The organism is Candidatus Cryosericum odellii, assembly GCF_003570935.1.
In the GTDB taxonomy this organism is placed as follows: Bacteria; Caldisericota; Caldisericia; order Cryosericales; family Cryosericaceae; genus Cryosericum; species Cryosericum odellii.
This window is the reverse complement of record NZ_QXIU01000046.1, coordinates 1-11,620: the sequence shown is the minus strand read 5'-3', so window position 1 is coordinate 11,620 and position 11,620 is coordinate 1. Positions and strand designations below refer to the sequence as shown.

The following is an 11,620-nucleotide window of genomic DNA, read 5'->3' as shown; positions in this document are numbered from 1 at the left end:
GCCGAAGCGCGAGGTGCATGGGAGCGATGTCGCTGCCCTGTACGCAGCCGGCGAGTACATGAAGATCGCACGGTACTGTCTGGGTGATGCCAAGGCGACCGCACAGCTGTTCGACCTGTGGAGCAAGTACATGCGGTATGCCGGGCCAGGGCAGGAGCCGGCACAGAGTTAGCGTCGGATAGAGCGTTCCTATATCTGTCTCTGTGCGGCCTTGATAATGTCCGCGAGGACGCCTGAGGCGGTAAGGATGGGTCCTCCACCGATGCCGCGGACGACGACCGGGAGGTCACCGAACCGGCTGGTGCTGAACAGGAAGATGTTCTCAGAGGGTTCCAGTGTCCCCCAGACGGATGCCTGCGGGAAGCTGCGGAGACCGAGCGTCACAGCCCCATCAGCGGAGGCTGAGCCAACGTAGTAGGTGACCATCCCTGGCTGCCGGGCTGCCGTCAAGTGGGCTGTGAGACGTGTCATGCCCTCACCCTGGAATGCCTCGAAATCCGGGTAGTCCTGGTCGAGCAGCGGCTCCTGGTCGACGTCACCGATGCTCGTGGGGAGCCCCATGGTCTTGGCCAGGATGACGATCTTGCGCAGAGCGTCGCGGCCGGCAAGGTCCGTCAGTGGGTTTGGTTCCGCAAACCCTCTCCGCATCGCGTCTGCAATAGCTGTGTCCAGCGGAAGCCCGCGGTTGAAGCCCCCCAGGATGCACGACAGCGAACTGCTGGGCAGGGCAACGATGCGCTGGATGGTGTCACCTGTCGTCATGAGGTCGACAAGTGTGCTGATGACAGGCAGGGAGCCACCAACGGTGCATTCATAGCGGAATGGCGTGCTGGCGTGCTGGCTTGCTGCTCGCGCCTGCTCGAACCAGCCGGGCGTCTCCGCGAGAGGGATCTTGTTTGCCGTGACGACCGGGATGCCCATCCCCAGGGCTTCCAGGAGCAGAGGCCCTGTCTCGGCTGTGGCCGTGACGTCGACCAGCACGTACCGTGTGGCATCTGGAAGCCCGAAGCGGTCGAAGATGGGATCCAGGACGTCAAGCGTCATGCCGGGCGCGCGCTGTGTCCATTCATCGAAGGCGGCCCCCCTGTCGGCTGCTCGCAGTGCCAGGTCGTCACCCAGTGCAACGCTGCTGCTGCGCACGACAGCGGCGTACTGCAGATGGGCGCCGGTCTCGTGCTCGATGCGTGCCCGGTTCTCGACCGCCAGGTGGACCAGCGGTCCGCCGACCTTGCCATATCCCAGCTGGATAACGTGTGTTGTGGGTGCTGTTTTCATTGCAGTTCCTCCTCGATGATGCGCGCTATTGTCTCTGGATCCAAGGGTACGTGACGCGGTTCATTGGCACAGGCGGCCGATGCCGGTTCACACCCGATGGCCTGGCGGTCAAGGTCATGCCTCAGTGCAGTTTGTCGAGCTCTTCCTTGCTGAGGCGGTTGTGGCGGATGAGGCGCCCGGTGGTGGCAAAGACGACGTCTTCGGCGATGTTGGTCGCCAGGTCGGCGACACGCTCGAGGTTGCCGCTGATGAATAGGACCTGCAGTGCGCGATCGATCGTGCTGGGATCGGCCATCATGTAGGTGAGCAACTCGCGCAGGATCTGCTGGCTCAGGTTGTCGACGATATCGTCGCGTTCCACGACAGCGATCGCAAGACGGGTGTTCTGGGTCGAGAACGCCGTCATTGCGTCGGCCAGCATCTTCCGAGCTTCTTCGCTCATGCGGGGGATGTCAACGTAGGGCTTGATATCGGGCCGCGCGATCAAGTACTCCGCACTCTCGGCGATCTTGACGCCATGGTCCGCTAGGCGCTCGAGATCCGTGCCGATCTTAGCGTACATGTAGACGCTGCGCAGGGTCCGCGCTTCAGGCTGGTACAGCGCGATGAAGTTGATGGTTTCGCGTTCGATGGCGTGGTCGAAGTCATTTGCCATGGGCTCGTCGACGTCGATGACCTCTTTGGCAAGAGCTTCGTCCTTCGTGACGATAGCCCTCGTGCTTTTTTCCACCATGGAACTGGCCAAGGCGCTGAACACAAACAGCTTGTCTTTGATTTCCTGCAGTTTCTCTTCGTGCATGGCCTACTCCTTCCCTGTCATCCGTACTTTCCGGACAGGTAATCTTCGGTTCGCTTGTCCTGTGGGCCGACGAAGACGCGCTTCGTCTCGCCGAACTCCACCAGTTCGCCCAGCATGAAGAAGGCGACGTAATCTGAGATGCGCGCTGCCTGCTGCAGGCCGTGAGTCACAAATATGATACTATAGTCAGACTTGAGGTCGGACAGCAATTCTTCGATGATCGCCGTCGACTTCGGGTCGAGGGCGCTGGTCGGCTCGTCGAACAGCACGACTGCCGGCTCCATGGCGATCGTGCGCGCAATGCACAGGCGTTGCTGCTGCCCTCCGGAAAGGGATGTGCCGGCCTTGAACAGTTTGCTCTGGACTTCGGCCCACAACCCGACCTTGTTCAGGGTCGCCTCCACGATCTGGTCCGCTTTTTCCCGCGAGAGGCGCTGCCCGGTAAGCCGGTAGCCGGCAAGCACGTTCTCATAGACAGTCATCGTAGGGAAGGGGTTGGGCCGCTGAAACACCATGCCGATATGCTTGCGGACGTCCACAATGTCCATGGTCGACGTGTCGATGCCGTCGAGGAGGACAGTGCCGGAGGAACGGGCCCCAGGCGTCATCAGGTGCAACCTGTTGAGCGTCCGGACGAAGGTTGTCTTACCACAACCAGACGGACCCATGATCGCGGTGACTCTGTTCTTCGGGATGCGCCCTGAGACGTCGAACAGGACCTGATCCTTGCCAAACCAGGCGTTGATCTTCTGTGTTTCGAGAACAATGACAGGTTCTTCCATGGTTGCCTTCCTTATGCCTTCACCCGCAACACGCGGGCGATGAGATGTTTGGCGCCGTACTGGAGCAGCAGGATGAGCAGGACGAGGACAAATGCGGCGCTCCAGGCCTGCTGCTGGAGGGCGGGATATGGACTGCTGGCATTGACGAAGATCTGCAGCGGAAGCGCTGACATCGGACGCAGCATGTTCCACTCGACATACCGGCTGCCGAAGGCTGTAAACAGCAGAGGTGCGGTCTCCCCTGCGATACGGGCCATGGACGTGAGCAGTCCCGATGTAATGCCGGCCGCCGCGGTCTTGATACTGACATTCCAGACCACGCTCGACCTTCTGGCGCCAAGAGCGTATGCTGCTTCCTTGAGGCCGGAGGGGACGAGATTCAACACTTCTTCAGTGACACGTGTTGTCGTCGGGACGAACATGAAGGCGAGCGCAATGCTGGCCGACAGGGCGGAGTAACTGCGAAAACGCATAACGAGGAACGTGTAGCCGAAGATGCCGATGACGATGGAGGGCACACCCTGCAGGGCGTCGGCGCACAGGCGCACGATGTCGGCGAACCGCTGGCCCCGGTGTTCGGAGACGTAGATACCGGCAAACATGCCAAACGGTGTCCCGATGGCGGCTGCCACGAGCGTGATGAGGAAGGTGCCGACGATGGAGTTGAACACGCCGCCGCCGCTCTCGCCCATGGGCGTCGGCGTCTTGGTGAAGAAGTCCCAGTTCAGGTATTTGACGCCGGAGATGAAGATGTGCCAGACGATGATGGCAAGGACGCCAATGAGCAGCACGGCGGATGCAGCGACCAGAAATGCCATCACGCTGTTCTTCAGCTTCCGGGGAGTCATTGCTGCACCCCCCTCCTCAGGATGATGCGTGCCATGATGTTGATGATGATGGCGATGACGAACAGAATGAGGGCGAGCTGGATGAGCGAGCCGATGTAGATGGGCGACGTTGCCTCCAGGAACTGGTTGGCAATCGCCGACGCGAGAGTATTGGCTGGATCGAACAGACTTGTCGGCATCTTCATCCCATTGCCAATGACCATGGTAACGGCCATCGTCTCGCCAAGAGCCCGGCCGAGAGAAAGCACGAGGGCGCCGACGGTGCTTCTGCGGACGTACGGGAGTTCCACGTTCTGGATCGTGTCCCACTTCGTCGCGCCGAGGGCGAGCGCTCCTTCCTTGAGTTCGGTGGGAACGACAAGCAGCGCTTCCAGGATAAGTGATGCGCTGAAGGGCAAGATCATGATAGCCAGCAGCAGGATGGCTGCCAGGAGACCGACGCCGGTCGTGCCGCTGGCGACCAGGGCTTTACTGCCCACCAGCTTGCCAAACCAGACCTCGAACTTGCCGACGAGGGGGACGAGGACGAACAATCCCCAGAGGCCGAAGATGACAGACGGCAGTCCGCCGAGCAGCGAGATGAGGTATTTGACCGGTTCCGCGACCTTCCTGCCGGCGTAGTCTGCCAGAAAGATGGCGATGCCCAGCGCGAACGGGGTCGAGATGAGGAGGGCGCCGAATCCTGTGACGAGCGTGCCGACGATCATAGGCAGGGCGCCGAATTTCTCGGTGACGGGGTTCCACTCGCTGTGCCACAGGAAGTTCCAGCCAAATGTGGCCCGGGAAGCGCGAGACGTTATGATGAGCTGGACGAAGAAGAGGACGATCGTCGCGACGAGAGCTACGGCTGCAACAAGGCTCGCGGCCGTGAACGCCCTCTCACGGGCAGCTTCCCGTCGATCGTTACGGGATGGTTGTGCCACCATAGGTCATGGAGTTGACGAGCGCAAGCGCCTTTGTCACGGCGGGCGCAGGTAGCTTGGCATAGGACAGCCCTTCGTTGATGGACTGGCCGTCGGCGAGTATCCAGGTCAGCAGTTTCTTGAGCGCCTGTGCCTGGGCAAGGGTGCGGCCGACGTAGTTCTGTTCCTTGTAGACGAGGATCCACGTGAAGGAGCTGATAGGGTAAGCATCTTTCCCTGGGCTGTTTACGATCGCAACGCGCAAGTCGTCGGGAAGATTGACCGCGCCAGCTGCGGCAGACGACGTCAGACTCGCGGTGATAAATGTGCCGGCAGCGTTTTTCAACGACGCGAACGGCATCTTTGACTGAACCGCATAGACAAGCTCGATGTAGCCGATGCTCCCCTTCGTCTGCGAGATCATGCCCGCGACGCCGTCGTTCCCCTTGCCTCCGATGCCGGTGGGCCAGCTCACCGACTTCCCGGCGCCGACCGTCGATTTCCACGATGGGCTGACGGCTGCCAGGTAGCTGGTGAAGATGGATGTTGTTCCGGAACCATCTGAACGATGGACGACCGTGATGGTGAGGTCAGGAAGGGAGATTCCAGGGTTCAGGGCCGATATCGCCGGGTCGTTCCAGTTGACGACTTTTCCGAGGAAGATCCCCGCCAGGACCGCGCCATCCAGCTTCAGCGACGGGTTTCCGTCCAGATTGTACGACAGGACCACGGCCCCGATGCATGTAGGAATATGGAGGACGGGTGCGCCCATGGCCGCTTCCTCCTGATCAGAGAGGAACGCGTCGGAAGCCCCGAAGTCGACGGTCTTGTCAGTGAGAGCTTTGATGCCGCCGCCCGAACCAATGCTGTTGTAGTTGACGCGCACGCCGGTGGTACTGGCATACGTGTCGAACATCTTGGAATAAAGGGGGTATGGGAAGGTTGCGCCGGCCCCGGACAATTCCTTGACAGTCGTGGAACCTCCCTTAGGACTGCAGCCGGAAGCCACAAGGGCGACGGTCAGCAGTATTGTCAACAGTATCGAAATGTGCCGCCTGTTCTTCATCCAGACCTCCGTAGTTTTTCAGGTCTCGCCATTGGGAAGACGACCTGTATCTACAGCATACGTTGTCAGGTTAAGAGGTGGTATAGCAGTTGCTAAGATTGTGTTAAGACTGTAGTGCACCATCCCAGGCTCCCATGCTGGTCTCTATGGCTATTTCACTGGCTTTCCCTGCCATGAGAGTTGTTCGAGAAGGGCGATGGCTGCTTTTCGGACGCCTTCGGGCAGGCCGCCATACTGCAGTGGCAGGGCAAGGGACTGTCCGTCGCCAAGAAGCCACGAGATCAGGTTGTAGATGGCCACAGCCCGCTCTCGCGACCGGCCGTCATAGGCCTGGTCTCTGTAGAACACCAGCCACGTGAAGCTGACGATCGGATAGGATGTAGCGCCAGGTCGGTTCAGGAGCGTTCCCTGAAGGTCGGCGGTCACATCGGGCGGGACAGCAGCCTGCATTGAGGAGATGCTGGGGACGACGAATGCGCCCGAGCGGTTGCGAAGAGCGATGCAGTTGAGGCTGGACTGCACAGCGAACGTGTATTCCATGTAGCCGATTGCCCCTGTGGTCTGCCGCACCATGGCCGCCATTCCCGCATTACCTGTAGCGCCGATGCCGGCCGGCCACGCGACGAGTTGTCCGGCCCCGACCTTGTTGTTCCAAGTCTGATCGGCGGCGGCCAGGTAGGTCGTGAAGATGCCCGTAGTGCCAGAGCCGTCTGCACGGTGGATGACGACGACGGGCGTGTCCGGAAGCTTGACGACAGGGTTGAGCGCTGTGATGCGGGCATCGTTCCACGTCTTGACGTCACCCCGGAACATTGCAGAGACGAGAGCGGCGTCCATGCGGAGAGCGGGGTTACCCGGCAGGTTGACACAGATCGCGACAGCCCCAAGGCAGGTCGGAATCTGAAGGATAGATGCCGGCAGACGAGCTTGGTCCTCGGCCTCCAAGAGGAGGTCGGTGGCCCCTACGTCGATCGTGCGGTCCTGCAAAGCGCGCAGAGCTCCGGACGAGCTCAGTGCTCCATAGACAGCTTTCACCTGTGTCTTCTGGTACCACGCGTCGAGCTGCTTGACATACAAGGGCTCGGCAAACGTGGACCCAGCGACAGCAAGGTCCTTGACTGGAGCCCCCGGAGCAGTCCTGCAACCGACTGTTCCGATCAGCAGACTGCAAATCAGCACAGATGCGGCAATACGCTTCATGCGTCTCATAGGTCCTCCCTCTTCGTGTCGGATGGTTGTCCAGATGTCGCAGCAGGTCTGCGAGGCCCCAGGTTCTTGGGAATATGAATGACAAAAGTTGTTCCCTTATTGATCGTGCTCTCGACATCGATCGTCCCGTTGTGAGCAAAGACGATCCGCTTGACGATGGCGAGGCCGAGGCCGGTGCCGGGGCGTCCGTGGTCGCTGGCACGGGAATAGAAGCGCTCAAAGATGCGTGGCAGATCTTTGGCAGGAATGCCCTGACCAGTATCTGAAACACTGAGGATGATATGAGAAACATCTGCAGTAGCGGATACGGTTATGGCTCCAGCCTGCGTGAAGTGATAGGCGTTCTCGATCATGTTGATGAACATCTGCAGCAGCATCAGACGGTCACCGTACAGGAAACGCCCTTCGCTGTTGACCGAAAACCGCAGGGCGACACCCGTCTCGCGCCCCTGTTTGTCGAACAGCTCTGTCAGGTCGTGCTGCAGCTCGCTGACGTCCACAAGCTCGATCTCCGGCGCCTTGTTCTCGAGGCGGGAGAGAAGCGAGATGTCCGACGAAAGCGCGATGAGACGGTCGACGTTTCGCTCGACGATGTCCAGATAGTGAGCATTGCCTGGCTCTTCCCGCAGCAGTTCGAGATACCCCCGGATAGCGGTCAGGGGTGTCTTGAGTTCGTGGGAAGCGTTCGTGACGAAATCGGCCTTGATGCGCGGCAACGCCATGGCGTCGGTGATGTCTTCGAGGACGACCAGCGCACGCCGTTGGCGAAATGCCTTCCCATCCAGTTCGTGGACACTGCAGGAGTAGTACCGACCGTGGTCCTCGGCGACGACTGTCTGTGGCTGATGCTCGCTGACGCAGCGATCGATGGCTGCAAGGCAGTCGGGGAGCGCGATGAGTTCTGCAATGTGGTGTCCCGCCACTGGCAGCGCATCTGCACCGACAAACTGGTCGAACTGCGTGTTGGCCGAGAGAACGGCGCCGGTGCTGTCGAGAATGGCAATCGCTTGCGGAACAGCGTCCAGGACGGCAGAGAGTGCCGAGGATTGTAAGTGTTCCCGCTCGATGAGCACCTCACTCTCCTGCAGCAGCGCATAACTTGCTCTCTGTGCTCGTCCGAGCTCGGTGACGTCGGCGCGCATTGCAAGGCCTGCCAGGCTCTGTACTGAATGACGTTCCAGAGCATCGGCGAGGTCTGATATCGGTCTTGTCGCCAGGCGTACAAGAATGACAGCCAACACGAGCCATAGTGCGCTGACCACAAGCAGAAGAGGCAGAGCCCAGGAGAACGTCCCGGATGCCGACTGCCAGGTCAGGCCAACCGGTGAACTTGCCACAGCAAAGCCGATGAGCGAGCCCGTGTCTTTGATCGCGACACAGACAGTGCGTTCGCGCTGGCCCGATTCGATGCGATAGGACACCACGACGCCCACGCCGACTGCGGCGGCCTGTTTCACTTCGGGATCGGCAATACGGTTGGTGATCGATCCTGGATCGAACTTTGAATCGGCGATAGCCGAACCCCTGGCATCCAGGATGGTCAGGCGAAGTCCGGCGGGAAGATTCCCGCGGACGAGGAGGGCAGCAGGGCTGCCGGCATGGAGCGCCGCGACGTACCTGTCGGACAACAGCAGTGCGGAAGCCTCGAGGCGGCTAGTCTCATCCAGGTTTGCCTGATAATGAACGGACGCGACCTCGATGACCAGTGCGGTCGCAAGCACGAGGCTGGCGACGATAAGGACGGCACTGAACACGCGAAGGGCGTACGGTCGACCCCGAATCATGTGTCCTCTTCGATGTAGTACCCGAAACTGCGTGATGTGCGCAGCAGATGTGCCGCGTAGCTGAGTTTGTGGCGGATGCTGGTGATATGTACGTCGATGACGCGTTCTACGGCGTCGGTCTCACCGGTGGCCCGCAGCAGGTCCTCTCGTGAGACAACGGAGCCCTTTCGCTCGACCAGCATTGTCAAGATGTGGTACTCTGCCGGCGTCAGGTCGATCGGTTTTCCACCAACGCTGGCGGTTTTGCGTGCAGAGTCGACAGAGATCGGTCCCGCGGTCATTGCCCTCTGCTGGGACGTGGTGGTACCCGCCTGCGCGCGGCGAAGCATCGCGCCCACCTGGGCGACGAGTTCGTGGGGGTTGAACGGTTTGCGGACGTATGTGTCTGCACCCAATCCCAGTGTGAGGATGACATCGCTCTCGGCAACCTTGGCGCTGCAGACGACGATGGGCATGTTGTCGCACGACGGGCGCTTGCGCACTGCCTTGATGACATCGGCGCCAGAAAGCTCCGGCATCATGAGGTCGAGGATCAGCAGGTCCGGAGGAGTCTTCTGGATATCGAGCCACGCAAGGAACNNGCCAATGAGCTCCCGGATGTCATCGTCGTCCTCGAGCACCGCTATGCGTTTGATGATCTCACCTCCCTGAGCGATTGTCCGCAAGACACACTTAGTGTAGTATCAGACCCTTGTCCGGGCAAGTCAAGAGGCTATTCTCGACCGTTGGACGATGGAAGAACTGTTGCCAGCATGGATGTCAATAGTAAGAGTCGACACATAACAACTCAGTGATGTTACCCAGGTGGTCTTCACTAGTCGGCATCAGGTGTTCGCGGACTACTATGCGTTTACCGCAGGCGTGACAATAGTGTGAAAAGTCCAGTTGCAATGCCCTCCCGGGCACTATACTGTTCGTAGCTGTAGCAAGCAGCAATTCTCCCTCCTTTTTCACATCGCCCCGGGCTCAACCCACCCGGGGCGTCTCCTTTTCTGAACTGTTGCTTTGTCTCTTTGGGAACATCCGTCCGGCCCAGCATCCGTGCACACGGTACAGCACCCCTCGGATGGGACGAAAGTCCTCGGGGGTCTGGGCTTGGTCGTACACCTTAGTGATGTGGCTCCCGGTTCTCACCTTGTGGAGGAGCTTCTGATTGGGAAGGAATCAGTTCACCAGGATATGCAGGCTGTGGTACAGCCGATTCAAGAGATCAATCTCCTCCTGGGTGTCATGCCTGATACAGGGGCCGGGCCCGCTACATGTCCTTGATAATGATGTTTCCGATAATGTCCGCAGCGTCAGTAACTCTGTCGGCAGCATTACTGATGTGCCGCAGCACTTCGCGCATTTTGAACATGTACTTGAAATCGTCTCCGGAGAACAGTGACGCAAGCGCTTCGTGATACGTCTCTTCAACCTCGTTTTCCATGGACTTCGCCTTCACAATACTGTTGTTCGAGGTCTGCTTGTTCCGGAAAAGGTCTTCTAATGCTCCCTCGAGATAGCGGACGCCACGCATCAGCTTCTCAACCATCTTCGTCAGGTAGAAATCGGGGTATACGTCATAAATGATCATTTCATCCGTGGTATTCAAAGCATAGTCCAGGATATTGTCCAGGACGTTGCTCAAACTGAAAAGGTCCTGCCGCTCAAGTGGGGTAACCAGACTGCTGTTGATAGCGTTGATGAGCTCTCTGCGAGCCTTGTCACCGGACTCTTCAGTCTTTTTCAGTTTCAGACGCATGTTGTGTCTCTTTTCCCCGGCATCCTGAACATCGGACGTGATTCCCAGAAATTCATAGAGCACCTTCATGCCCTCGTATGCAAGGGTCCCTTGTTCCGACAACAACAGTTGGAACTCATTGCCCTTCCTGAACATCTGATCCCATATGCGCATGACAACAACTCCTTTCAGCTCAGTGGAACAAGTACAAAATGGCAGAGGTGATGCCCCACGAAAGACAGATAGAAACGGGGACGGTGATAATCCATGCTATCACGAGATGCGTTACCACATTCCACCGCACGCAGCCTGGACGCTCACCGGCACCAGTCCCTACAAGTGCCATGTTCAACGATTCAGTGCTGCTGACGGGCAAACCCAGTCGAGCAGAAAGCAGAGTAAGAATGGCAGTAGCTCCCTGAGCAATGAAAACTGTCTTCGGGCTCGACTTCATGAGTCGAAATCCACTCGTTTGCGCGAATCCACCACCGAGGAAAAGTGTTCCTACGATGAAAACGATCCCGAGCAACGTCGTACCGGCGATAGTTGCTTGGCTTGACGCTCGACCCTGAACAACAGATGCCATATAGAGAAGGCTCAGGGTCTTTGCTGCATCATTGGCCCCATAGCCGAGTACCAACCCAAGAGAGGAAAACACCTGGAGCACTTTGAATACACGATTGGCCCGCGGCGTCGCACGAGAGCCCGCAACGTCAACGACCTTGATGAACACATAGCCAAGAACAAATCCTGCCAGAATAGCCAGAATCATTCCACCAAAAATCTCGATGATAGATTGGCGGTGGAGGCTGCCGCTCAGGCCAGCTGCCAGCGCAGAGCCCAGCAGTGATCCGACAAATGTGTATGAGATACTGACTGGAGACCTCAGCCGTTTTCCAAGCCACACCCACAGCACTGTTGCAGCAACGGTCCCATAAAGCATCTCCATCCGGATAGAAGACAGGGGCACAATTCGATTGCCAAGCGTTGTGACAACAGCCGTTCCAATCGCGATGGGCGCGACGACAATAGCAATGAACAGGAGAACGACCGCCCACACTGGGCGAATGATATTCGTTGCCACGATCGAGCCAAGTAATGTTCCTCCGTCGTTGGCCCCCATAAGCAGCTGCAGGGCTAGCGCCGCCAAGACGAAGCCATAGTATGCAAGGGTCACGTCAGAAGCATCCTTTCAAGAAACTACTTTCTATTTTATTCCAGACATACCATAT

General features: G+C 58.8%; 11 protein-coding genes. All 11 read right to left on the bottom strand.

Going from position 1 to position 11,620, the window contains the following annotated elements; translation table 11 throughout:
• Positions 1-189 precede the first annotated feature (189 nt).
• The 11 genes from SMC5_RS01680 to SMC5_RS01630 all read right to left on the bottom strand — a co-directional run bounded on the left by SMC5_RS01680 (position 190) and on the right by SMC5_RS01630 (position 11,565).
• Positions 190-1,275, bottom strand: coding sequence for a homoserine dehydrogenase (locus tag SMC5_RS01680; protein ID WP_119119331.1), 1,086 nt, complete (start codon positions 1,273-1,275; stop codon positions 190-192).
• A gap of 121 nt (positions 1,276-1,396) precedes the next feature.
• Complete coding sequence (gene phoU / locus SMC5_RS01675) at positions 1,397-2,074, bottom strand: phosphate signaling complex protein PhoU (protein WP_119119330.1); 678 nt, start codon at positions 2,072-2,074, stop codon at positions 1,397-1,399.
• Positions 2,075-2,091: 17 nt separating this feature from the next.
• Positions 2,092-2,856: a phosphate ABC transporter ATP-binding protein gene (locus SMC5_RS01670; RefSeq protein WP_119119329.1), complete on the bottom strand. Its 765-nt coding sequence runs from the start codon at positions 2,854-2,856 to the stop codon at positions 2,092-2,094.
• A gap of 11 nt (positions 2,857-2,867) precedes the next feature.
• Positions 2,868-3,704 carry a phosphate ABC transporter permease PstA gene (pstA, locus tag SMC5_RS01665; protein WP_119119328.1) on the bottom strand — a complete coding sequence of 279 codons (837 nt, stop codon included), beginning with the start codon at positions 3,702-3,704 and terminating at the stop codon, positions 2,868-2,870.
• Positions 3,701-4,630, bottom strand: coding sequence for a phosphate ABC transporter permease subunit PstC (pstC, locus tag SMC5_RS01660; RefSeq protein ID WP_119119327.1), 930 nt, complete (start codon positions 4,628-4,630; stop codon positions 3,701-3,703). Before pstC ends, pstA begins: the two co-directional genes overlap by 4 nt.
• The gene (pstS, locus tag SMC5_RS01655) at positions 4,608-5,672 is read right to left on the bottom strand and encodes a phosphate ABC transporter substrate-binding protein PstS (RefSeq protein ID WP_119119326.1); all 1,065 of its coding nucleotides are present in this window, start codon (positions 5,670-5,672) and stop codon (positions 4,608-4,610) included. Before pstS (SMC5_RS01655) ends, pstC begins: the two co-directional genes overlap by 23 nt.
• 150 nt (positions 5,673-5,822) lie before the next feature.
• Complete coding sequence (gene pstS, locus SMC5_RS01650; RefSeq protein ID WP_119119325.1) at positions 5,823-6,881, bottom strand: phosphate ABC transporter substrate-binding protein PstS; 1,059 nt, start codon at positions 6,879-6,881, stop codon at positions 5,823-5,825.
• The gene (locus tag SMC5_RS01645) at positions 6,878-8,665 is read right to left on the bottom strand and encodes a sensor histidine kinase (RefSeq protein WP_119119324.1); all 1,788 of its coding nucleotides are present in this window, start codon (positions 8,663-8,665) and stop codon (positions 6,878-6,880) included. The genes pstS (SMC5_RS01650) and SMC5_RS01645 overlap by 4 nt, the downstream gene beginning before the upstream one ends.
• Positions 8,662-9,285 (bottom strand): response regulator transcription factor, encoded by a 624-nt coding sequence (locus SMC5_RS01640; protein ID WP_455423444.1) that lies wholly within the window; start codon positions 9,283-9,285, stop codon positions 8,662-8,664. Before SMC5_RS01640 ends, SMC5_RS01645 begins: the two co-directional genes overlap by 4 nt.
• A 635-nt stretch (positions 9,286-9,920) precedes the next feature.
• On the bottom strand, positions 9,921-10,562 hold the full coding sequence (locus tag SMC5_RS01635) for a DUF47 domain-containing protein (protein ID WP_119119322.1): 642 nt from the start codon (positions 10,560-10,562) through the stop codon (positions 9,921-9,923).
• Positions 10,563-10,581: 19 nt separating this feature from the next.
• Positions 10,582-11,565 carry an inorganic phosphate transporter gene (locus SMC5_RS01630; protein ID WP_119119321.1) on the bottom strand — a complete coding sequence of 328 codons (984 nt, stop codon included), beginning with the start codon at positions 11,563-11,565 and terminating at the stop codon, positions 10,582-10,584.
• Positions 11,566-11,620: the final 55 nt, after the last annotated feature.